We start from the raw sequence: 22,332 nt of genomic DNA, 5'->3' as shown, positions 1-22,332 counted from the left end.
CCCTTGTACGAGACGTGGGGGGGGGGGGGGGGGGGGCCCGGGCCGGGGGGGGGGGGCCAGGCGGGGGCCCGGACCCGACTGGCAGCGCGCGCACGACCAGGCCATCGTGTTCGGGATCCTCGCCGTCACCACCGGCATGCTCGGTCTGGTGTTCGGCCCGCTGGCCCTCAACCAGGCCAACCGGGCCCGTGCGATCGGACCGGACGTCGGCGTCGCGCGCGTGCTCGCCTGGATCGGGATCGGCCTGGCGGCGCTCTCCCTTCTCTTCCTGCTGGGGTATTTCCTCTTCTTCGGCGTGATGATGGCGGAGATGCTCCGGCAGCTCTCTCAGCTCTCCTCCGGCGGGACGTTCGCCGCGCTCGGGGCGGTGTGACCGCCGGGGGCGGTTGACGTCCCCCCGCGGTGGACGTGCACGATTTCTGTTTCCCCTCCGACCCGCCGGGTAGATTGACGGCCGAGACACCAGTTTCACGTCGACGACGGCCGCGGTCGGACGCGGTCAGAAAAGGAGAGACGATCCGCATGTCGAAGATCATCTACACGCTCACCGACGAGGCCCCCATGCTCGCCACGGCCTCCTTGCTGCCGATCGTGCGCGCCTACGCGGGCACCGCCGGCGTGGAGCTGGAGACCCGCGACATCTCCCTGGCCGGCCGCATCCTGGCCGCCTTCAACGACCTGCTCCCCGAGGAGCAGCGCGTCAACGACGCCCTCGCCGAGCTCGGCGAGCTCGTGAAGACCCCCGAGGCCAACGTCATCAAGCTGCCGAACATCTCCGCGTCCGTGCCGCAGCTGCGCGCCGCGATCAAGGAGCTTCAGGCGGACGGCTACGCGCTGCCGGAGTACGTGGACGACCCGCAGACCGACAAGGAGAAGGACGCCCGCAAGCGCTACGACTCCGTCAAGGGCTCCGCCGTGAACCCGGTGCTGCGCGAGGGCAACTCGGACCGCCGCGCCCCGAAGGCCGTGAAGAACTACGCCAAGAAGTTCCCCCACTCCATGGGCGCGTGGACCGCGGACTCCAAGACCGCCGTCGCCACCATGGGCCAGGACGACTTCCGCTCCAACGAGAAGTCCGTGACCATGCCGAAGGACGACGTCCTCTCGATCGAGTTCACCGGCCAGGACGGCACCACGAAGATCCTCAAGGAGGGCCTGAAGGTCCTCGAGGGCGAGGTCGTGGACGGCACGTTCATGTCCGCCAAGGCCCTCGACGCGTTCCTCGCCGAGCAGGTGACGCGCGCCAAGGAGGAGGGCGTCCTCTTCTCCGCCCACCTGAAGGCCACCATGATGAAGGTCTCCGACCCGGTGATCTTCGGCCATGTGGTGAAGGCGTACTTCGCCGACCTCTTCGCCCAGTACGGCGAGCAGCTCGCCGCCGCGGGCCTGGACCCGAACAACGGCCTGGCCGCCATCGAGGCCGGTCTGGACAAGCTCGACGCCGAGACCGCCGAGGGCGTGCGCAAGGCCATCGCCGACGCGTACCAGAACGGCCCGGACGTGGCCATGGTGAACTCGGACAAGGGCATCACCAACCTGCACGTGCCCTCCGATGTGATCGTGGACGCGTCCATGCCCGCCATGATCCGCACCTCCGGCCACATGTGGGACAAGGACGGCGCCGAGCGCGACACCCTCGCCGTCATCCCCGACTCCTCCTACGCCGGCATCTACCAGGTGGTCATCGACGACTGCAAGGCCAACGGCGCCTACGACCCCACCACCATGGGCACCGTGCCGAACGTGGGCCTGATGGCCCAGAAGGCCGAGGAGTACGGCTCGCACGACAAGACCTTCGTCATGGAGGCGGACGGCACCGTCGAGGTGAAGGACTCCGCCGGTGAGGTCCTGTTCTCCCACGAGGTCGAGGCCGAGGACATCTGGCGCGCCTGCCAGACCAAGGACGTCCCGGTGCAGGACTGGGTGAAGCTGGCCGTGACCCGCGCCCGCGCCTCCCAGACCCCCGCCGTGTTCTGGCTGGACGAGACCCGCGCCCACGACCGCGAGCTCATCAAGAAGGTCGAGCAGTACCTCCAGGGCCACGACACCGAGGGCCTCGACCTGCGGATCATGTCCCCGGTGGAGGCCACCAAGTTCACCGTGGAGCGCATGCGCCGCGGCGAGGACACCATCACCGTGACCGGCAACGTGCTCCGCGACTACAACACGGACCTGTTCCCGATCCTCGAGCTGGGCACCTCCGCCAAGATGCTCTCGATCGTCCCGCTGATCAACGGCGGCGGCCTCTTCGAGACCGGTGCCGGCGGCTCCGCCCCGAAGCACGTGCAGCAGCTGGTGGGGGAGAACCACCTGCGCTGGGACTCCCTGGGCGAGTTCCTCGCCCTGGCCGTGTCCTTCGAGCACGAGGCCGCCCACAACGGCAACCACCGCGCGCAGGTGCTGGCCGACACCCTCGACGCCGCCACCGGCATCCTGCTGATCGAGGGCAAGTCCCCCGAGCGCAAGGCCGGCCAGCTGGACAACCGCGGCTCGCACTTCTACCTGGCCCTGTACTGGGCGCAGGAGCTGGCGAAGCAGACCGCGGACGCCGAGCTGGCGGCCGCGGCGAAGCCGGTCGCCGAGGAGCTGGAGGCCCAGGAGGAGACCATCCTGGCCGAGCTCAACGGCGTGCAGGGCTCCCCGGTGGACCTGGGCGGCTACTACGCCCCGTCCATGGACAAGGTCTCCGAGGTCATGCGTCCCTCCGCCACCCTCAACGGGATCATCGCCACGCTCGGCGCGTGATCCGCGCACGGGCCTGAACGTGCCCGGGACCGACGACGGCGGCCCCGTCCGGAGTGATCCGGGCGGGGCCGCCGTCGTCGGGCAGGGAGGGGCGCCGCCGGGCCGTGCCCCGAGCCGCGGACCGTGATTACAGGTCACGTCCGTGAGCGACTGTGAGCCCTGCGACCTGCAGTCCGTCCCCGCGATGACGGACACCGCGCCGGCCCTCGACGTCGACGCGCTGGCCGCCGACCCGGTGGAGCAGTTCCACCGCTGGATCCGGCAGGTGGTGGGGTCCGGCGTCCCGGAGGCGACCACCGTCACCTTCGCCACCGTGGACGCTCGGGAGCAGCCTGACGCCCGCACCGTGCTCCGGGCCGTGCGGGTGCGCGGCGGTGTGAGGGACGCCCCGCTTCCCGAGGGCGCCCGGATGCGGACCGTCCGACCGGAGCGCGTGGAGTTCTGGCAGGGCTCGCCCGAGGATCACCGGCACGTGCGCATCGTCTACACGGCCGACGACGTCGGCGGCTTCCGGGGCGAGGTTACGCGAGGCTGAGGCCCGGCGAGGCGGGCCGTCCATCTCGCACACGAAAGCGTGGGACACGCCGTCCGTTTCGCGCACGAAAAGGGGTCAGGCGGGGGCGTGGGCCGCCTCGTGGGCCAGCAGGGCCGCCTTCGCCGCGGATCCGTACAGGTAGCTGCCCACCCCGCCGGAGGCCGGCACCACGCGGTGGCAGGGCACGACGACGGCCGCCAGGTTCGCAGCGCAGGCCCCGCCCGCGGCGCGCACGGCCTTCGGGGCCCCGGCGCGGGTGGCGAGCTCGCCGTAGGCCACCGGCGAGCCCGGGGTGATCGACCGCAGTGCCTCCCACGAGGCCTGCCGGAACGCGGTCCCGGGCTGCACCACGGCGAGGCCGTCCAGGGCGTCCACGTCCCCGGCCGCGTAGGCGGCGAGGGCGTCGGCGACGGTCTGGTCCAGGCCCTCGCGCGGCTCGACCGGGCGGGGGTCCATCTCGCGGGCGGCGGTCTCCGGGGCGAGCTCCTCGAGCCGGTCCATGAGCTCCAGCAGGAGCCGGCCGATCGCCGCGGCCGGGGGCTCGGCGCCCTCCGGGACGGCCACGCCGGAGGCGCGTACGGCGTCGTCCTCGGGGGAGTACACGGCGACGAGGGCCAGGCTCGTGCCGGGCAGCGTGGCGGCGGTCCAGCGCAGCTCCGGCAGGAACGCGGGCGGGTGGGTCATGGCTTCCTCACGGACGACGGCGGCGGGCTGACCCCTCATTCTCCCCCGACGCGCTGTGGCGTCCGCACCGTCTGCCACAGTGGAGGCATGACCGAGACCCGTGTGTTCGAGCATCGCACCCTCCTCCGCCATCCCCGCCGGACGGTCTTCGACTGGCTGGCCGCCCCCGGCGCCCTGCAGCGCATGAATCCGCCCTTCGCCTCCGAGCTGGCGGCCGGCCCGTCGGACGGGCTGCGCGAGGGCTCGCAGACGCGGCTGCGGATCGGCGCCCCGGGCTCGCTCGGCCTGTTCGCCGGCGCGGTGGACGGCGCCCTGCGCGCCGCCCTGCCGGCCGCCGTGTCCCGCCGCATCCCGGCGGCCCTCTCGCCCCGCCTGCCGTGGCGGGCGCGCCACACCGCCTATGAGGAGGGGCGGATGTTCCGGGACGAGATGGCGTCCGGGCCGCTGTCCGCCTGGCGTCACACCCACTCCGTGGAGGACGCCGCCCCCGGGGAGGCGGACACCGCCGAGGGCGAGCCGGGCGCCGTCGTGGTGGACCGCGTGGAGTACGCCCTGCCGGGCGTCGGCACCGCGGGACGGCTGCCCGTGGTCGGACGGCCCGCCGCCGACGCCGCCCACCGGGTGTTCGAGGCGGAGCTGCGCCGCCAGTTCGAGTTCCGCGGCCGCGTCATGGCTGAGGACCTCGACTTCCATGCGGGCCACCCCGGGCCGCTCGTCGGCGGGCCGGCGCGGACCGTGCTGGTCACCGGGGCCGGCGGGCTGGTCGGCACGCAGCTGTGCGCCCTGCTGACCGGGGGCGGTCACCGCGTGATCCGTCTGGTCCGGAGCCCGGCGCAGGCCGAGGCCGAGGACGCCGTGCTCTGGGATCCGGCCGGCGGCACCGTGGACACCGCGGCCCTGCGGGCCGCGGACGTCGTGGTGAACCTCGCCGGGGAGCCGCTGGCGGGCCGGTTCACGGAGAAGCACCGCCGTGCCGTGCACGACTCCCGTGTCGACGGCACCCGCACCCTCGTGGACGCGATCGCCCGGCTGCCCGAGGCGGAGCGCCCCACGGTCCTGGTCAACGGCTCGGCGGTCGGCTGGTACGGGGCCGACGCCGGCGCCGGGCCCGACGGCCGGGGCCTCACCGAGGACCTGCCCGCCGGGGACGACTTCCTGGCCGGCGTCGTGGCGGACTGGGAGGCGCAGGCCCGCCGGGCCGAGGAGCTCGGTCTGCGCGTGGTGCGCGTCCGCACCGGCATCGTGCTCTCCCCGACCGGCGGGATGCTCGCGCAGCTGCTGCCCCTGTTCCTGGCCGGGGCCGGCGGCCCCGTCGCCACGCGCGGGGGGCGCAGCCATGACGGATCCCCGTGGATCAGCTGGATCGGCGTGGACGACATCGCCGGGGTGTTCGCGCACGCCGCGCTGGCGGAGGGGGTCGTCGGAGCCGTCAACGGCACCGCGCCGGAGCCAGTCACCGCCAAGGAGTTCGCCCGAGTGCTGGGGACCGTCCTGCACCGCCCGGCGGCAGTGCCGGTGCCGGAGTTCGGGCCGCGGCTCCTGCTCGGGGAGCAGGGCGCCGCGGAGCTGGTCCGTGCGGACCAGAAGGCCTCCGCGGAACTGGTGCTCGACTCGGGCTACGCGTTCCGGGACGCCGCCCTGGAGGGCGCGCTGCGCCGCCTGCTGGGGCGCTGAGCCCGGCGGCGGTGCGCCGGGTGCGGCGGCCCGCCTCAGTCCTGCAGCGCGCCCGTCTCGCGGATGAGCTGGCCGAGCGCGGTGTACGCGTCCCGGGCCAGGGCCTCCCACAGGGTGAGGGCCAGGCTCGGGAAGCCCTCCTGCAGGGCGTACATGACCTGCGCGGTGAGCACGCGGGTGGTCACCCGCCCGCGGGCGCGCACGGTGGACGGCTGCCGGCCCGGCTGGCCCAGGGCCATCTCGCCGAACGTCATGCCGGGGGTGAGCACCGTGCGCCGCACCCGGCGGCCGCCGGTGCCCTGCCCGGTGAGCTCCACCCGGCCTGAGGTGATCACGTAGATGCCGCCGAACGGCTGCCCGGCCCGGCGGATGATCTGCCCGTCCTCGTAGACGCGCTCGTCCATCATGGACTCCAGCAGGCGGGCGTCCTCGGAGGAGAGGTGCTGCAGCAGGGGCGCCATGGCCGCCTCCTCCTCGGAGGCCGGCAGCAGGTGCGGGGCGTGGCGGGCCAGCAGCCGCTGCTCGGCCCACTGCACGGCGCGGGAGCGCGAGTCGAAGAACCGGAAGGCCGGGCCGAGGTCCTGGTGGCCGGGGTCGGCGTCGTCGGCGTCGTGCAGGGGATCCGGGAGGGTCACGCCGGACGCCTCGGCGGTGGCCATGACCTGGTCCACGGCGGCCGTGTCCCGGTCCACCACCACCACGTCCAGGCCGTGGTGCAGCGCGTAGGCGAACCACTGGGCCGCGAGCACCGCGGCCGCGTGCGAGGTGGAGCTGACCGAACGGACGTCCACGATGATCGTCTCGAGGGCGGCCGGCAGGTTCCGGGCCACGTGGGCGAGCGCGTCGACCTGGCTGAAGCCCACGTGCCCGCCGAGCTCCAACACGTGCGCGGTGTCCCCGTGGGCGCTGAGCAGCTCGAGCACCTCGGCGCTGCGCACGGAGCCGGACGGAGCCTGGTCCACGCGGTAGTGGGTGCGGAACGCCGCCCGCGGGGAACCGGCCGCCTGGGAGGGGTGCAGCTCGAAGTCCCGCACCAGGGTGCGCAGGGCCGCGAGGGCGGCGGGGGAGGGGGCGTCGGCGTCGTCGGGGTCCGCCGGGCCCTGGACGGCGATGCCCATGTGGCCCGGGACCACGGCGATCACGGTGCCGGCCCGGGCGGACGACCAGCCGGGCTGGCCGACGTCGAGGGCCCACGCGCCGTCCACGGTGTCCATGCCGCAGGCGTCCAGGGCGGAGAGCACGGCGCGGACGGTCTCCTCCGCGAGCACGCGCTCACCGGACACCGGGTGCACGCCGTGGGCGGCGAGGGTGCCGGCGAGCAGGGCGAGGTCCGCGACGGTCACGGGGGCGGCGCGCAGGGTGGCGACGTCCGCGAGCAGGCCGTCCGGGTCCGCCTCCAGCACGCCGACCGAGCGGAGGAGCCATGCCGCGGCGCGGGCGCGGTGCTGGGCGCGGTCCGCGGCGCGCACCGCGGCGTCCGTGGGCGCCGTCTCACGGCCGATCAGCCCCGCCAGCTGCTGCAGCAGGCGCGCGGCGCGGTCGCGGCCGCCACGGCCCTTGACGAGCGCGGCCAGGGCCATGGTGCCGGCGTCCTGCAGCGGGGTCAGGGGTCGGCCCGTGCCGGGCTCGAGCTCGAGGCGGGTGCGCAGGTCCGGGCGGGGCACGGTGCCGACGGCCTCCCCGACGCGCTCCACCCCGAGGTCCTCGACGGCGAGCGCGTGCACCACGGGCCCCGCGAGGCCGGCGAGGGGGACGGCGACGAGCTCGCCCGCGCTGTAGTGGTCGCCGCCGACGGTGGCGACGGACAGCGCCAGGCCCGTCCCGGCGTCGGACGTCGCGTCGGCGTCCGCCGCCGTGCCGGGGGTGTGGGCGGCGGTGAGACGGTCGAGGCGGTCCTGCACGGGAGACTTCATAGGCCAAGCCTATCGAGGGATGGGGCTCCACCCGGCGTGGTGGGGCCCTCGGTTCCGGCCCGGTGCCGTCCATCGTGAGACGTCAGAATGGGGTGCGATGAGCACCTCCTCCGCCTCTCACAGCACCCCCGACCTGCGAGCTGCCCTGGCCGCGGCGTCCGCGCGCCTGGGCGCGGACCTCGCCTTCTCCGCCTCCCTCCCTGCGCTGGAGGCGGCCCTCGACGCGCGGGCGGCGGCGGTCGTGCACGCCCCGCCGGGCACGGGCAAGACGACGGCGGTCCCGCCCGCCGTGGCGCTGTGGCTGGCCCGCCGGGCGGAGTCCGGCGGCGAGGGCGGCCGCGTCCTCGTCACCCAGCCGCGCCGGGTGGCGGTGCGCGCCGCGTGGCGTCGACTGCACGGGGCCGTGGCGGATGCGCTCGGGCCCGAGTCCGGCCCCGACACCGGCCGGCTCCCCGACGCCGTCGCCGGCTACGCCGTGCGCGGGGACGCGGTGGGCCGCGGCGCCTCCGCCGTGGAGTTCGTGACGCCCGGCCTGCTCCTGCGCCGCCTCCTGGGCGACCCGGGACTGGAGGGCGTGGGCGCCGTCGTGCTGGACGAGGTCCACGAGCGGGACCTGGACACGGACGTCCTCTTCGCCCTCCTGGCGGACCTGCGCCAGCTGCGCCCCGAGCTGGCGCTGACGGCCATGTCCGCCACCCTCGACGCCGACGCCCTCGCCGCCCGCTGGGCCACCGGCATGGGCGAGGATCCGGTCCCCGTGGTGCGGACCCCCTCCGTGCAGCATCCCCTCACGGTGGAGCACGCCCCGTTCGGAGGGCCGCGGACCACCGCGGACGGGCGCGTGGACCGGGACTTCCTGACGCACGTCGCGCGCACGGCGGCCGACGCCCACGCCCGCGCGCTGGCCGCCGACCCTGCGGTGGACGCGCTCGTCTTCGTGCCCGGCGTGGCCGAGGTCGAGGCGGTCGCGGGCCGCGTCGCCGCGCTCGCCCCGGACACCGAGGTCCGCGTCCTGCACGGCCGCCAGGAACCCGCCGACCAGGACGCCGCGCTCGCCGGCCGCGCCGACCCCGCCGTGCCGCGCGTCGTCGTCGCGACGGCGGTCGCCGAGTCCTCGCTGACCGTGCCGGGGGTGCGCCTCGTCATCGACTCGGGTCTGGCCCGCGAGCCGCGCCGGGACCGGGGCCGCGGGATCACCGGTCTGGCCACCGTGCAGGCCTCCCGGGCCGCCGCCGACCAGCGGGCCGGCCGCGCCGCCCGCCTCGGACCGGGCACGGCGGTGCGCTGCCACACGGCCGCGGCCCTCGGCGCCGCCCCCGCCGCGCCCACGCCCGCGCTCGCGGTGGCTGACCTCGCGTCCGTCGTCCTGGCGTTCGCCGTGTGGGGCGCCCCCGGCGGGGACGGGCTGGTGCTCCCGGAGGACCCGCCGGCCGACGCGATGGCCGCCGCCGAGCGGACGCTCGCCTCCCTCGACGCGGTGGACACGGACGGGCGCATCACCCCGCACGGCACCGTCCTGGCCGAGCTGCCCCTGGATCCACCCCTCGGCCACGCCCTCCTGCGCGCGGCTCCGCTGACGGGGCCCCGCTCCGCGGCCGAGGCGACGGCGGCCCTCGCCCTGGACCTGCGCGCTCCCGGTGCCGACCTCGAGGCGCTGGTCGCGGCCCTGCGAGACGGCCGGCACCCGGAGGCCGGGCGGTGGCGCCGGGAGGCGGATCGGCTCGAGCGCCTGGCCCGTCGGCACGCGCACCGCGCCCCGGAGACGCGGGAGCCGGACGAGCCCGGGCCCGCGGCGACGGCGACCGCGCGGCGGCACCCCGCCGGCCTCGTGGCCGCCCTGGCCTTCCCCGCGTGGATCGCCCGACGCGCGGGGGAGGAGGGGGCATACCTGCTCGCCTCCGGCACCCGCGCGGCCCTGCCCCGCGACGCCGTCGGCGGCGGCCTGGCGGGGCAGGAGTGGCTGGCCGTGGCCGAGGTCGCCCGCGTGGCCGGGGACGCGGCCGGCACGGGTGCCGCGATCCGCGCGGCCGCGCCGATCGACCGGCCGCTCGCCGAACTCGCCGGCGCGGGCCTGCGGCGCACCGAGGACACCGCTGAGTGGCGCGGGGACCGGCTCACCGGCCGCCGCGTGGACCGGCTGGGTGCGCTCGTGCTGGCGGAGACGCCGGCCCCCGTCGCCCCCGACGCCGCCGCGCAGGCCGTGCGCGTCGCGCTCGCCGCCGACGGCCTCGCCCGGTTCGACCCGAGCGGCCGGGCCGAACGCCTGCGCCGCCGGGTGCACCTGCTCCACCGCGTCCTCGGCGCCCCGTGGCCGGACCTCTCGGACGCGACGCTGCCCGGCCTGGACGCGCTGGTCGACGGGCTCGCGGCCGACCTGGCCGCGGGGCGGTCCCTCACGCGCTTGGACGCCGAGGCGCTGCTGCGCGGCGCCCTGCCCTGGCCGGAGGCGGGCCGGCTGGACGAGCTCGCCCCCGAGCGCCTGCCCGTGCCGAGCGGGCGCGGCGTCGTCGTGGACTATCCGGCCGTCCACGAGGACACCCCGCCCGTGGTCGCCGCCAAGCTGCAGGAGTTCTTCGGGGCGCGTGTCACCCCTGCTGTGGCGGACGGTCGTGAGCCGGTGGTCCTGCACCTGCTCTCCCCGGCAGGTCGCCCGCTGGCCGTGACCGCCGACCTGCCGTCCTTCTGGGCCGGCCCCTACGCGCAGGTCCGCGCCGAGAACCGGGGGCGGTACCCCAAGCACCCGTGGCCCGAGGATCCCGCCGCCGCGGAGCCGACCGACCGGACGAACCGCCGCGCCCGCTGAGAAAGGGGCCCGCGAAACGTGCAGGAATCGCTCCGATGGGTGATGATGGCCGTCACATCCGACTCGCATCGAATGAGGTTCCACTTGTGAGACACGACACGCGGGCACGTCAACGGCGCCGGGCCACGCTGGCTGGCGCCGTCGCTGCGGGCGCGCTCATCCTGGCCGGGTGTGCCCCGGCCGAGCAGACGCCCACCCTGACCTGGTACACCAACCCCGACGACGGCGGGCAGGCGAAGATCGCCGCCCAGTGCACCGACGCCGCGAACGGCCGGTACCGAATCGAGACGTCCATGCTCCCGACGGACGCCGCCTCCCAGCGCGAGCAGCTGACCCGCCGCCTCGCCGCGGGCGACACGTCGATGGACATCATGTCCCTCGACCCGCCGTTCGTCCCCGAGCTCGCCGAGCCCGGCTTCCTGGCCCCCGTGCCGGAGGAGATGCAGGCCTACGCGAAGGACAACGCCCTGGAGGGCGCCCTCGCGGCCGCCAGCTGGAAGGACGAGCTCGTCACGGTCCCGTTCTGGGCCAACACGCAGCTGCTCTGGTACCGCAAGTCGGTCGCCGAGGCCGCGGGGCTGGACATGTCCAAGCCCGTCACGTGGGACCAGCTGATCGAGGTCGCCCGCAGCCAGGACAAGGACCTGGGCGTCCAGGGCGCCCGTGCCGAGTCCATGACCGTGTGGCTCAACGCGCTCATCGAGGGCGGCGGGGAGCAGATCATCCCCAACGCCGAGGCGCCCACGGACCAGGTCACCACGAACCTCGACTCCGAGGCCGGCCGCACGGCCGCGCGGATCATCTCCACGATCGGCAAGGAGGGCCTCGGCAGCGCCGGCCTGCCGACCCAGGACGAGAACGCCTCCATGCTGCTCTTCCAGGGCAAGAACGGCTCGTTCATGGTCAACTGGCCGTTCGTCTGGCCGGCCACCCTCGGCTCCGTGGAGGAGGGTTCGCTGCCGAAGGACCTGCCCGAGGACATCGGCTGGGCCGTCTATCCCCGCACCGTCGAGGACAAGGACGCCGCGCCGCCCGTGGGCGGCATCAACCTGGGCGTGGGCGCGAAGTCCGAACACCAGGACCTCGCCTGGGACGCGATCTCCTGCATCACCACCACCGAGCACCAGAGCCAGTACTTCGTCGAGAACGGCAACCCGCCCGCTGACCCGGCGGCCTACGACGCCCCCGAGGTCGCCGAGAAGTTCCCCATGGCGGACACCATCCGGGAGTCCCTCGAGCTCGGCGCCCCGCGTCCGCAGACCCCGTACTACAACGAGGTCTCCACCGCGATCCAGCAGCGCTACGCGCCGCCGTCGGGCGTCTCCGAGTCCACCCCGGCCGAGACCGACGACTTCATCCAGGAAGTCCTGAGAGGGGAGCGTCTGCTGTGAGCCACGTCGACACCGCACCCGCCGCATCTACCCCGCGCGCCGCCGAGGGCCGCCGCCCCCGCCGGGTGAAGTCCGCCCGCGCCAAGTCCGAGGCCCGCCTCGGCTGGCTGCTGGCCGGCCCGGCGTTCTTCATCATGCTGTTCGTGGTCCTGTACCCCACGGTGCAGGCGTTCTACGACTCCCTGTTCAAGTACCGCCTCACGGCGCCGCAGGACCGCGAGTTCGTCGGCCTGGGCAACTACGGGGTGATCCTCTCCGACCCGGTGTTCTGGAAGGACCTGGGCGTCACGGTGCTGATCACCCTGGTCACGGTGCTGGTGGAGCTCGTGCTGGGCTTCCTCCTGGCGCTGGCCATGCACCACGCCATCAAGCAGACCCGCGGCCTGATCCGCACGATCATCCTGGTGCCGTACGGCATCATCACCGTGGTCTCCGCGTTCGCGTGGTTCTACATGTTCTCGATCGACTCGGGCTTCGTGAACAACTGGTTCGACTGGGTCCCCGGCATCACCTCGGACCTGAACTGGTTCGCGCAGAGCGGCACCGCCCTCTCCGTGATCATGCTCTCGGAGATCTGGAAGACCACCCCGTTCATCTCCCTGCTCCTGCTGGCCGGTCTGGCCCAGGTGCCGGGTGACCTCACGGAGGCCGCCGCCGTCGACGGCGCCTCGTGGTGGCAGCGGATGAAGCTGGTCATCCTGCCGAACATGAAGGCCTCGATCATGGTGGCCGTCCTGTTCCGCGCGATGGACGCGTTCCGCATCTTCGACTCCATCTACATCATGACCAACGGCGCCTACGGCACCGAGGTCCTCTCCCTGCTGGCCTACCGCACGTCGATCGGCCGCCTGGAGATCGGCATGGGCTCCGCGATCTCCGTGATCCTGTTCCTGTGCGTGGCGCTGATGGCGTTCACCGCCGTGAAGGTCTTCAAGGTGGACCTGGCCGACCGAGGAGGTTCCAAGTGAGCACCGGCAACCCCATCCCGGCTCCGCAGGAGCCCGTGACCACCCGTCCGGACGGCGCCGCCGAGCGCACCGAGGCCGGCACGGCCGTGGGGGACCGCGACGTCGCCCCCACCACCACGCGCCGAACCCGGAAGGGCTCCGGCTCCTGGATCTGGTGGCTGCTCGCCGTCCTGATCGGCGTGTGGTGCCTGTTCCCGCTGTTCTCGATCTTCGCGACGTCGTTCAAGACGCCCGCGGACCTCTCGAACGGGAAGCTGCTCCCCACGCAGTGGTCCACGGTGAACTACGAGGAGATCTTCGTGGGCGGCTCCCGCGAGCTGTTCCTCACCGCGCTGCGCAACTCGATCGGCATCACGGTGATCGCCACGCTGATCGCCGTCGTGCTGGCCACCCTCTGCGCGTACGCGATCGCGCGCCTGGACTTCCCGGGCAAGCGGATCGTCCTGACCGTGTCCCTCATGGTCTCGATGTTCCCGGTGATCTCCCTGGTGACCCCGCTGTTCAACGTGTGGCGCACCCTGGGCCTGTACGACACCTGGCTCGGCCTGATCATCCCCTACCTGTCCCTGACCCTGCCGATCTCCATCTGGACGCTCGCGGCGTTCTTCAGGCAGATCCCGTGGGAGCTGGACCAGGCCGCGCAGGTGGACGGTGCCACGCCGCTGCAGGCGTTCCGCAAGGTGATCGTCCCGCTGGCCGCCCCCGGCGTCTTCACGACGGCGATCATCGCCTTCTTCATCGCGTGGAACGACTTCGTGTTCGGCATCTCGCTGACCTCCACGGAGGCGGCCCGCACGGTGCCCGCCGCGCTGGCGTTCTTCACGGGCGCCTCGCAGTTCGAATCGCCGACCGGCGCCATCTCGGCGGCGGCGATCGTCGTGACCATCCCGATCGTGATCCTGGTGCTGCTCTTCCAGCGCCAGATCGTGGCCGGCCTGACCAACGGCGCGGTCAAGGGCTGAGGCCCGCGCACCCGGACCCTGAAAGGACCTGAGAACGATGGCCTCCATCACCCTGAACCACATCGAGAAGACCTACGACGACGGCTACCACGCCATCTCGGACGTGAACCTGGACATCGAGGACGGCGAGTTCGTCATCCTCGTGGGGCCCTCCGGCTCCGGCAAGTCCACGCTCCTGCGGATGATCGTGGGCCTCGAGGACATCTCCGGCGGCGACCTGCTGATCGACGGGCGCCGCGTGAATGAGGCGGCCCCCAAGGACCGCAACCTCGCGATGGTGTTCCAGAACTACGCCCTGTACCCGCACCTGTCGGTGTACGAGAACATCGCGTTCCCGCTGCGCCTGGCCAAGGACGGCAAGCTGTCCGAGGAGGAGCTGGACCGCAAGGTGCGCGACGCCGCCCGCGTGCTCGAGCTGCAGGACCACCTGGACCGCAAGCCGGCGAACCTCTCCGGCGGTCAGCGTCAGCGCGTGGCCATGGGCCGCGCCATCGTGCGCGACGCCGACGCGTTCCTGTTCGACGAGCCGCTGTCCAACCTGGACGCCAAGCTCCGCGGTCAGATGCGCGCCGAGATCTCGCAGCTGCAGCGCCGCCTGGCCACCACGTCCGTGTACGTGACCCACGACCAGACCGAGGCCATGACCCTCGGCGACCGCGTGGCCGTGCTGAAGAAGGGCGTCCTCCAGCAGGTCGCCTCCCCGCGCGAGCTCTACGAGCAGCCGCTGAACCTCTTCGTGGCCGGGTTCATCGGCTCCCCGTCGATGAACTTCCTGCCCGCCACCGTCAAGGAGCAGGGCGGGCAGTACGTGCTGTCCTCCCCGATCGGCGACATCCCCGTCCCCGCGGAGAAGGCCCAGCGGGCGGCGGGCCGGGACATCGTGTTCATGGGCCTGCGCCCGGAGTTCTTCGAGGACGCCGAGCTGGTGGAGGACGCCAAGCGTCCCCACGGCTCCGAGTTCGACGCGACCCTGACCCACCTCGAGTGGCTGGGCCACGAGCAGTACGGCTACATCGAGTTCGAGCCGGACCCGGAGGTCGCCGAGCTGCTGTCCTCCCTGGCCAAGGATCTAGACGCGGACGAGCTGCGCCCCGTCGTCGTGACCACCCTCTCCGCCGAGTCCGCCGCCCGCCCGGGCGTGCCGACCCGCCTGTGGGTGGACACCACGCGCGTGCACCTGTTCGACCCGAAGACCGGCGAGAACCTCACCCGCGACGCGGAGGCCGGCGCCGAGCTGACCCGCCGCACCGCGGAGGCGCGCCGCCGCCAGATCGAGGCAGCGCAGGCCCGGGACGCCGAGGGGCGCTGACGCGCATGGGCCACCTCGTGACCGTCCTCGGGCGCACGCCCCGGGTGGACCCGAGCGCCTTCGTGGCGCGCACCGCGGTCCTCTCCGGGGATGTGGAGCTCGGGCCCCGCGCGTCGGCGTTCTACGGCGTGAGCGCGCGCGGGGACTCCGCCGCGATCCGCGTCGGCGAGGGCTCCAACCTGCAGGACAACGTGGTGCTCCACGCGGACGCGGGCTTCCCGTGCACGCTCGGCGCCGGGGTGTCCGTGGGGCACGCGGCCGTGGTCCACGGGGCCACCGTCGAGGACGACTGCCTCATCGGCATGTCCGCCACGGTCATGAACGGCGCCGTGATCGGCGCCGGTTCCCTCGTGGCGGCGGGTGCCGTGGTACTCGAGGGCACGCAGGTGCCCCCGGGCTCCCTCGTGGCGGGCGTGCCCGCCAAGGTCCGCCGCGGGCTCACGGAGGAGGAGCGCGCCTCCCTCACCGTGAACGCGCGCACCTACCTGGACCTGGCCGCCGCGCATCGCGCCGCCGAGGAGGCGGAGCAGGCCGGGGTCTGAACCCCGCAGTCCCGACCGGACGCCCGACGCCCCCGTCGCCTTCGCAGGAAGGCGGCGGGGGCGTCGGCGTACGCCGGCGTGGGACGTCACGCCGCGCGGATCAGGAGAAGACGACCGTGCGGTGCCCGTCGAGGAGGACGCGGTGCTCGGCGTGCCAGCGCACGGCCTGCACGAGGGTGGCGCCCTCTACGTCCCGGCCACGCTCGACGAAGTCCTCGGCGGTCTGGGCGTGGGTCACGGGATGGACGGACTGCGCGATGATCGGGCCCTCGTCCAGGTCCGCGGTGACGTAGTGGGCGGTGGCGCCGATGATCTTCACGCCGCGCTCATGCGCCTGGTGGTAGGGCCGCGCACCCTTGAAGGAGGGCAGGAACGAGTGGTGGATGTTGATGGCCATGCCCTCGAGGTCGCGGCAGAGCTCGTCGGAGAGGATCTGCATGTAGCGGGCCAGGACCACCACGTCGATCTCGTACTCGCGGATCAGCTCGCGGAGCCGGTCCTCGGCTGCGGCCTTGGAGTTGCGGCTGGCCGGGTCCGTGGAGAGGGGCACGTGGATGAAGGGGACGCCGTAGAAGGAGGCCAGCGGCTGGAGGTCCAGGTGGTTGGAGACGACGACGGGGATCTGGACCGGCAGGGAGCCGGTGCGCTGCTGGAACAGCAGGTCGTTGAGGGTGCGCCCGTCCTTGGAGCACATGACGAGGGCGCGCAGGGGGGTGTCCGCGTCCCAGACCTGCAGGTGCATGCCGAAGCGGTCCGCCACCGGGCGCACGGCGGCCTCCACCTCCTCGCGGGTGGCGGCGGCGTCCACGGCGACGCGCATGAAGAAGGTGCCCGTGTCGGGGGAGTCGTACTGCTGGGACTCGGTGATGTTCGCGTCCGCCTCCAGGAGGGCCCCGGTGACGGCGTGGACGATGCCCGGACGGTCCGGGCAGGAGAGCGTGAGCACGATCCGGTGGCGGGCGGAGGCCTCGCTGGGCGCGGCGGGGGTGGAGTCCATCCGTCGATGCTATCCACGCGCGTGCCTCACCGCGGAGCGTGACGCACGCGGTCCGTGGTCGCGGGACGTGCCGTGTGACATCCTCATCACCAGGACCGTCAAAGAGGAGGACACCATGCCCCAGAGCACTCTGTACTGGATCATCGGCATCATCATCGTGGTGCTCGTGATCATCCTGATCGTCTCGAGCCTGCGGGCCAAGCGGGGACGCGAGGAGGAGGCGGCCGCCGCGGGTCGCCACGCCGACTCCGCGCCGGCGCCGCTCGCGGCCACCGCCGCCCGGGGCGGCACCGTGGGCGCGTCCACCGTGCCCGCCACCGGCGCCGCCCCCGCCGACCGCACGGGTGGGCGCGCCGCCGGCGCCACCGCCCTGCCCTCCTTCGACGTGGACGAGGTGGATCGCCGTGCCGCCGAGCAGCGCGAGCAGGACGTCGTCGAGCGTCGTCGCGCGACCGGCGCTGAGGCAGGCGCGGCCGGCGGCTCCGGCGTGAGCGTGGACGAGGCCGAGGGTGTCGCGAAGGACGCCACGGGCCAGGACGTGACGCCCGTCGCCGACGCGCAGCGCCGCAACGGCAGCTCTGCGGCCCCGGCTGCGACCGGAGCGGGCCTCGGCCTGGCTGCCGCGGGCGTGGCCGGTGGCACCGGCGTGACCGTGGACGACGCCGGCACCGGCGCCGACCTGCCCGCGCCCAAGGGCTCCCCCGCCGGCGTCGTTGAGGTGGCCGAGACCCAGGCCGAGGCCGCCCAGGTCGACGCCGCCCCGGCCGAGCACACCGTGGTCCCCGGCGTGGCCGGCGGCGACGCCGTCACCGTGGACACCGCCGACGTGCAGTCCCCCTCCGCCCCCCAGGGCGCCCAGGCCGCGGCCGGTCGGTCCGACCTGACCGACGCCGAGGCCCGCACCTACCCCGTCACCGGGCTGCCGGGCGTCCCCGGGGCCGTGGACCCGGAGCAGGTCGCGGCCGCCCGCGTGCAGGACGCCGCCGAGCTGAAGGCCGCGGAGGGCCGGGGCGCCGAGCACGAGCGCGGCACGTCCCAGCCCGCCGACCCGGAGTCCGTGCCCGGCACCGTCCCGCTCACCGGCGAGGAGGCCGTGATCGAGGCCCCGGTGCACACCCACGAGATGCCCGAGCCCGTCCTCGGCACCCCGGCCTACATCCAGGACTCCACCACCGGCCAGGACCCGACCGAGGACCTGCCGGAGGGCCAGGTGTACGGCACCACCCCGCTGAGCGGCGAGGACGCCATCGTGGAGCCGGCCGACCAGCTGCCCGCCGAGGCCGCCGAGACCGAGGACCGTGCGGCCTCCGACGCCGGCACCGCCTCCGCCGAGACGGCCGTCGTCCCGGTCGAGGAGACCGAGACCGCCGTGGTCCCGGTCGCCGAGACCCGGTCCGCCGACGCCGGCCCCTCCGAGGACTCCGTGGCCCTCACCGGCCAGGGCGTCGAGACCGCCGACCGCGTCGAGCCGGCGGCCCCTGTCGCCGGCACCCCGGCCCGCGACGAGGCCCGCACCCACGACGAGCACCGCTCCCGTCTGGAGATCGTCAAGGACGCCGTGGCGGAGACCGCCGGCACCGTGGCGACCACCGCCGGCACCGCCGCGGAGAAGGCCGCCCCGGTGGTCCGCTCCGCCGCCCGCACCGTGGGCAAGGCCGCCGGCTCCGCCGCGTCCACCCTGAAGGACAAGCTGGCTCAGGCGCAGGAGCGCCGCTGGGGCAAGCGCTGACCTGAACAACCGCCCCACCGACGACGGCGGCCGCCCCCTCGTGTGAGGGAGCGGCCGCCGTGCGTTCAGCGGAGCGCGCGCGGGCGCCCGCCGGGGGAGGGAGACGTCAGATGCGGGCCTCGCCGCCGGCCTCGACGCCCGGGATGCCGTCGCCCTCGTGGCGCTTGACCTCGTCCTCGATGCGCTGGCCGATCGTGGCGTCCACGTTCTTCCAGTACTCGAAGGCGCGGGCCTGGACGTCCTGGCGGACACCCTTCAGCGCGCCGGCCACGGTCTCCACGAAGTCGTCACGCTCCTGGTCCGAGAAGACCTCGCGGACGAGGGTGCCGGCCTGGCCGAAGTCGTCGTCGTCCGCACGCAGGGCCTGGGCCTCGCGGGTCAGGGTGCCGTCGGCCTCCCAGCCGTCGTCCACCGGGCCCGTCTCGTCCGACCAGGAGTCGCCGTTGGAGTTCGGCGCGTAGGTGGAGCGGTCGCCGGTGTGCTCGTACCACATCTGGCCGTCGAAGGCGTAGTTGTTCACGGCGTTCTTCGGGCGGTTCACCGGCAGCTGGTTCACGTGGGCGCCCACACGGTACAGCTGGGCGTCGTGGTACGCGAAGGCGCGGCCCAGGAGCATGCGGTCCGGGGAGAGGCCGATGCCCGGCACGGTGTTGCTCGGGCTGAACGCGGCGGACTCGATCTGCGCGAAGTGGTTCTCCGGGTTGCGGTTCAGGGTCAGCGTGCCGACCTTGATGCGCGGGTAGTCCTTCTGGGAGATCGTCTTCGTCAGGTCGAAGGGGTTGAACCGGTAGGTCTTGCCCTCCTCGTAGGGGATCGCCTGGATGTAGAGGTCCCACTTGGGGTGGTCGCCCTTGGCGATGGACTCGAACAGGTCCTGGCGGTGGAAGTCGGCGTTCTCGCCGGCGATCTTGGTGGCCTCGTCGTTCGAGAGGTTGTGCACGCCCTGCTGGGAGATGAAGTGGTACTTCACCCAGTGCTTCTCGCCCTGGGCGTTGACCCACAGGTAGGTGTGGGAGCCGTAGCCGTTCATCTCACGCCAGGTGCGGGGCAGGCCGCGCGGACCCATCAGGTAGGTCACCTGGTGGGCGGACTCGGGGTTGTTGGTCCAGAAGTCCCACTGCATGGTGGCATCGCGCAGGCCGGAGTCCGGCAGGCGCTTCTGCGAGCGGATGAAGTGGGTGAACTTCATCGGGTCGCGCAGGAAGAACACCGGGGTGTTGTTGCCGACGATGTCGTAGTTGCCCTCTTCGCTGTAGAAGCGCAGGGCGAAGCCGCGCACGTCGCGCCAGGTGTCCGGGGAGCCGAGCTCGCCAGCCACGGTGGAGAAGCGCAGGAGGGTCTCCGTCTTCGTGCCGGGCTGGAACACGAGGGCCTTGGTGTACTTCGACACGTCCTCGGTCACCTCGAACTCACCGAACGCGCCGGAGCCCTTGGCGTGCGGGCGGCGCTCCGGGATGTTCATGCGGTTGAAGTGCTGGTGGGTCTCCAGCAGGTGGGTGTCGTGCAGGACGATGGGCCCCTCGCTGCCCACGGTCAGGGACTGGCGGTCGCTGACAGCCGGGGCGCCGTTCTGGCGGGTGGAACCGGTCGCGTGCGGGGTCGTCTTCTGGTACTCCGTCATGGAACTCTCCTTCGTCGATCGACGTCGGCCGCGCACCGATCGGCGCGGTGGGCGGCGTCACCCCCGATCTTGGCATATTTCTGAATCAGTCAAAAGAGCCGTGTGCCGGGGCCCGTCGTCCGGGCCGCGGGCCGCCGTCGCGCAGGCCCGACGACGGCGCCCGGTCACTAGGATGGAGGGCACCGGAGCCTTCCGGCCGCACAGACCCCCGTTCGAAGGGAACCCCCGTGACGCAGACGCCCGACATCAACACCCAGCCTCTCGCTGAGGTGGACCCGGAGATCGCCGCGGCGCTCGCGGACGAGCTCGGCCGCCAGCGGGGCACGCTCGAGATGATCGCCTCGGAGAACTTCGTGCCGCGCGCCATCCTCGAGACGCAGGGCTCGGTGCTGACCAACAAGTACGCGGAGGGTTACCCGGGTCGCCGCTACTACGGCGGCTGCGAGTTCGTGGACGTGGCCGAGAACCTGGCCATCCAGCGCGCCAAGGACCTGTTCGGCGCCGAGCACGCCAACGTCCAGCCGCACGCGGGCGCCCAGGCCAACGTGGCCGTGATGACCTCGCTGCTGGACCACGGGGACACGATGATGGGCCTGTCCCTGGCGCACGGCGGCCACCTGACGCACGGCATGAAGCTGAACTTCTCCGGCAAGAACTACAGCATCGCCGCGTACGAGGTGGAGCCGGACACCCACCGCATCGACATGGACAAGGTGCGGGAGAAGGCCCTCGAGGCCCGGCCGAAGGTGATCGTGGCCGGCTGGTCCGCCTATCCCCGTCAGCTCGACTTCGCCGCCTTCCGCTCGATCGCGGATGAGGTCGGCGCCCGGCTCTGGGTGGACATGGCCCACTTCGCCGGCCTCGTGGCCGCCGGCCTGCACCCGAACCCGGTGTCGCACGCCGACGTCGTCTCCTCCACCGTGCACAAGACCCTCGCCGGCCCCCGTTCGGGCTTCATCCTCTCCACCGAGGAGCTGAAGAAGAAGATCGACTCCGCCGTGTTCCCGGGCCAGCAGGGCGGCCCGCTGATGCACGCGATCGCGGGCAAGGCCGTGGCCTTCAAGATCGCCGGCTCCGCGGACTTCAAGGAGAAGCAGGAGCGCACCCTGGCCGGTGCGCAGATCCTGGCCGAGCGCCTGACCGCCCCGGACATGGCCGAGCACGGCATCTCGGTGCTCACCGGCGGCACGGACGTGCACCTGGTCCTGGTGGACCTGCGCGAGTCCCAGCTGGACGGCAGGCAGGGCGAGGACATCCTGCACGAGGTCGGCATCACCGTGAACCGCAACTCGGTGCCGTGGGACCCGCGTCCGCCGATGACCACCTCCGGCCTGCGCATCGGCACCCCCGCGCTGGCCTCCCGCGGCTTCGGCGAGGCCGAGTTCCGCGAGGTGTCCGACGTCATCGCCGAGGCCCTCAAGCCGACCCCGGATGTGGAGGCGCTGCGCGCCCGCGTCGTGAAGCTCACCGAGGACTTCCCGCTGTACGACGGCCTCGAGGGCTGGTGAGCCGCCGATGACCGCGAAGGTCCTGGACGGCAAGGCCACCGCCGCCGCGATCAAGGAGGAGCTGCGCGGCCGCGTGGCCGCCCTCGCCGAGCGCGGGCACACCCCGGGCCTCGGCACCCTGCTCGTCGGTGAGGACGCCGGCTCGCAGAAGTACGTGGCGGGCAAGCACCGCGACTGCGCCGAGGTGGGCATCAAGTCCATCCAGCGTGAGCTGCCCGCGGACGCCACGGAGGAGCAGATCCTCGACGTGGTCCGGGAGCTGAACGAGGACCCGGAGTGCACCGGGTACATCGTGCAGCTGCCGCTGCCCAAGCACGTGGACACCCAGAAGGTGCTCGAGGCCATCGACCCGGCCAAGGACGCCGACGGCCTGCACCCCATGAACCTGGGGCGGCTCGTGGCCTCGGTGGGCGGGGAGCTGGACTCGCCGCTGCCGTGCACCCCCGCCGGCTGCGTGGAGCTACTGAAGCACCACGGCGTGGAGCTGGCCGGGAAGCACGTGCTGGTGATCGGCCGCGGCGTGACCATCGGCCGGCCCGCCGGCCTCGTGCTCACCCGCCGTGAGGTCAACGCCACCGTGACCCTGGCCCACACCGGCACCACGAACCTGGACGAGCTGCTGGCGAGCGCCGACGTCGTGATCGCCGCCGCCGGCTCCGCCCACATGGTGAAGCCGGAGCAGGTCAAGGAGGGCGTGATCGTCCTGGACGTGGGCGTCTCGCGCGTGACCGGGGAGGACGGCAAGTCCCGCGTCCTGGGCGACGTCGACCCGGCCGTGAAGGAGAAGGCGGCCTGGATGGCGCCGAACCCGGGCGGCGTCGGTCCCATGACCCGCGTGATGCTGCTGGCGAACGTCGTCGAGGCCGCCGAGCGCGTCGCCGACGGCGAGGACTGGGCGGGGGAGCGCGCCGGCGCCTGAGCCCCGCCGCCCACCGGATCCCCCTCCCCGGA

General features: G+C 73.5%; 17 protein-coding genes. 13 read left to right on the top strand and 4 right to left on the bottom strand.

The genetic code is table 11. From position 1 onward, the window contains the following. The first annotated feature begins 106 nt into the window (after positions 1-106). The 3 genes from MHY29_RS05325 (at position 107) to MHY29_RS05315 (ending at position 3,280) form a co-directional block, all read left to right on the top strand. The gene (locus tag MHY29_RS05325; RefSeq protein ID WP_239238660.1) at positions 107-373 is read left to right on the top strand and encodes a hypothetical protein; all 267 of its coding nucleotides are present in this window, start codon (positions 107-109) and stop codon (positions 371-373) included. A gap of 149 nt (positions 374-522) precedes the next feature. Continuing rightward, positions 523-2,745 carry an NADP-dependent isocitrate dehydrogenase gene (locus MHY29_RS05320; protein ID WP_224355548.1) on the top strand — a complete coding sequence of 741 codons (2,223 nt, stop codon included), beginning with the start codon at positions 523-525 and terminating at the stop codon, positions 2,743-2,745. A gap of 142 nt (positions 2,746-2,887) precedes the next feature. Beyond that, positions 2,888-3,280 carry a pyridoxine 5'-phosphate oxidase C-terminal domain-containing protein gene (locus tag MHY29_RS05315; protein WP_224355547.1) on the top strand — a complete coding sequence of 131 codons (393 nt, stop codon included), beginning with the start codon at positions 2,888-2,890 and terminating at the stop codon, positions 3,278-3,280. Positions 3,281-3,355: 75 nt separating this feature from the next. On the opposite strand, the gene MHY29_RS05310 is transcribed toward MHY29_RS05315, so the two are convergent. After that, positions 3,356-3,964, bottom strand: a complete 609-nt coding sequence (locus tag MHY29_RS05310; RefSeq protein WP_224355546.1) for a methylated-DNA--[protein]-cysteine S-methyltransferase — start codon at positions 3,962-3,964, stop codon at positions 3,356-3,358. Positions 3,965-4,051: 87 nt separating this feature from the next. Between MHY29_RS05310 and MHY29_RS05305 the strand changes: the two genes are divergently transcribed. Further along, positions 4,052-5,638, top strand: a complete 1,587-nt coding sequence (locus tag MHY29_RS05305) for a TIGR01777 family oxidoreductase (protein ID WP_224355545.1) — start codon at positions 4,052-4,054, stop codon at positions 5,636-5,638. A 35-nt stretch (positions 5,639-5,673) separates the two neighbouring features. Here the strand turns inward: MHY29_RS05305 and MHY29_RS05300 are convergent, their stop codons facing one another. Beyond that, positions 5,674-7,551 (bottom strand): glutaminase, encoded by a 1,878-nt coding sequence (locus MHY29_RS05300; protein WP_239238657.1) that lies wholly within the window; start codon positions 7,549-7,551, stop codon positions 5,674-5,676. A gap of 97 nt (positions 7,552-7,648) precedes the next feature. On the opposite strand from MHY29_RS05300, the gene MHY29_RS05295 reads away from it, so the two are divergent. The 6 genes from MHY29_RS05295 (at position 7,649) to MHY29_RS05270 (ending at position 15,526) form a co-directional block, all read left to right on the top strand. Beyond that, positions 7,649-10,354, top strand: coding sequence for an ATP-dependent helicase C-terminal domain-containing protein (locus MHY29_RS05295; protein WP_239238654.1), 2,706 nt, complete (start codon positions 7,649-7,651; stop codon positions 10,352-10,354). Between the two features lie 86 nt (positions 10,355-10,440). Continuing rightward, positions 10,441-11,745, top strand: a complete 1,305-nt coding sequence (locus MHY29_RS05290) for an extracellular solute-binding protein (RefSeq protein WP_224355542.1) — start codon at positions 10,441-10,443, stop codon at positions 11,743-11,745. Next, complete coding sequence (locus MHY29_RS05285) at positions 11,742-12,713, top strand: carbohydrate ABC transporter permease (RefSeq protein WP_224355541.1); 972 nt, start codon at positions 11,742-11,744, stop codon at positions 12,711-12,713. The genes MHY29_RS05290 and MHY29_RS05285 overlap by 4 nt, the downstream gene beginning before the upstream one ends. A gap of 149 nt (positions 12,714-12,862) precedes the next feature. Further along, positions 12,863-13,675, top strand: coding sequence for a carbohydrate ABC transporter permease (locus MHY29_RS05280; protein ID WP_224356860.1), 813 nt, complete (start codon positions 12,863-12,865; stop codon positions 13,673-13,675). Positions 13,676-13,712: 37 nt separating this feature from the next. Continuing rightward, on the top strand, positions 13,713-14,984 hold the full coding sequence (locus MHY29_RS05275) for an ABC transporter ATP-binding protein (protein ID WP_224355540.1): 1,272 nt from the start codon (positions 13,713-13,715) through the stop codon (positions 14,982-14,984). Positions 14,985-14,989: 5 nt separating this feature from the next. Further along, positions 14,990-15,526, top strand: coding sequence for a gamma carbonic anhydrase family protein (locus MHY29_RS05270; protein WP_224355539.1), 537 nt, complete (start codon positions 14,990-14,992; stop codon positions 15,524-15,526). A gap of 100 nt (positions 15,527-15,626) precedes the next feature. On the opposite strand, the gene purU is transcribed toward MHY29_RS05270, so the two are convergent. After that, positions 15,627-16,523 (bottom strand): formyltetrahydrofolate deformylase, encoded by an 897-nt coding sequence (purU, locus tag MHY29_RS05265; protein WP_224355538.1) that lies wholly within the window; start codon positions 16,521-16,523, stop codon positions 15,627-15,629. A gap of 115 nt (positions 16,524-16,638) precedes the next feature. Here purU and MHY29_RS05260 point away from each other — a divergent pair, with 115 nt between their 5' ends. After that, the gene (locus tag MHY29_RS05260; RefSeq protein ID WP_239238651.1) at positions 16,639-18,252 is read left to right on the top strand and encodes a hypothetical protein; all 1,614 of its coding nucleotides are present in this window, start codon (positions 16,639-16,641) and stop codon (positions 18,250-18,252) included. Positions 18,253-18,358: 106 nt separating this feature from the next. On the opposite strand, the gene MHY29_RS05255 is transcribed toward MHY29_RS05260, so the two are convergent. Next, positions 18,359-19,873: a catalase gene (locus MHY29_RS05255; RefSeq protein WP_239238648.1), complete on the bottom strand. Its 1,515-nt coding sequence runs from the start codon at positions 19,871-19,873 to the stop codon at positions 18,359-18,361. Positions 19,874-20,100: 227 nt separating this feature from the next. On the opposite strand from MHY29_RS05255, the gene glyA reads away from it, so the two are divergent. Both glyA and MHY29_RS05245 read left to right on the top strand, forming a co-directional pair. Continuing rightward, entirely contained in the window at positions 20,101-21,381 is a 1,281-nt protein-coding gene (glyA, locus tag MHY29_RS05250) for a serine hydroxymethyltransferase (RefSeq protein WP_239238645.1), read from the top strand. 7 nt (positions 21,382-21,388) lie between these two features. Continuing rightward, positions 21,389-22,300, top strand: coding sequence for a bifunctional methylenetetrahydrofolate dehydrogenase/methenyltetrahydrofolate cyclohydrolase (locus tag MHY29_RS05245; protein WP_239238642.1), 912 nt, complete (start codon positions 21,389-21,391; stop codon positions 22,298-22,300). Positions 22,301-22,332 lie beyond the last annotated feature (32 nt).

Source organism: Micrococcus sp. ACRRV, assembly GCF_022346985.1.
Classification (GTDB): domain Bacteria; phylum Actinomycetota; class Actinomycetes; order Actinomycetales; family Micrococcaceae; genus Micrococcus; species Micrococcus porci.
Note: the sequence above shows the minus strand (reverse complement) of the source record. Positions and strands in the feature narration are given on the sequence as shown.

Excerpts from the sequence above, each read along its gene's own strand:
- MHY29_RS05320 (WP_224355548.1), top strand. The coding sequence starts at position 523 with ATGTCGAAGATCATCTACACGCTCACCGACGAGGCCCCCATGCTCGCC.
- MHY29_RS05310 (WP_224355546.1), bottom strand. The coding sequence starts at position 3,964 with ATGACCCACCCGCCCGCGTTCCTGCCGGAGCTGCGCTGGACCGCCGCC.
- MHY29_RS05305 (WP_224355545.1), top strand. The coding sequence starts at position 4,052 with ATGACCGAGACCCGTGTGTTCGAGCATCGCACCCTCCTCCGCCATCCC.
- MHY29_RS05300 (WP_239238657.1), bottom strand. The coding sequence starts at position 7,551 with ATGAAGTCTCCCGTGCAGGACCGCCTCGACCGTCTCACCGCCGCCCAC.
- MHY29_RS05295 (WP_239238654.1), top strand. The coding sequence starts at position 7,649 with ATGAGCACCTCCTCCGCCTCTCACAGCACCCCCGACCTGCGAGCTGCC.
- MHY29_RS05275 (WP_224355540.1), top strand. The coding sequence starts at position 13,713 with ATGGCCTCCATCACCCTGAACCACATCGAGAAGACCTACGACGACGGC.
- MHY29_RS05270 (WP_224355539.1), top strand. The coding sequence starts at position 14,990 with ATGGGCCACCTCGTGACCGTCCTCGGGCGCACGCCCCGGGTGGACCCG.
- purU (WP_224355538.1), bottom strand. The coding sequence starts at position 16,523 with ATGGACTCCACCCCCGCCGCGCCCAGCGAGGCCTCCGCCCGCCACCGG.
- MHY29_RS05260 (WP_239238651.1), top strand. The coding sequence starts at position 16,639 with ATGCCCCAGAGCACTCTGTACTGGATCATCGGCATCATCATCGTGGTG.
- MHY29_RS05255 (WP_239238648.1), bottom strand. The coding sequence starts at position 19,873 with ATGACGGAGTACCAGAAGACGACCCCGCACGCGACCGGTTCCACCCGC.
- MHY29_RS05245 (WP_239238642.1), top strand. The coding sequence starts at position 21,389 with ATGACCGCGAAGGTCCTGGACGGCAAGGCCACCGCCGCCGCGATCAAG.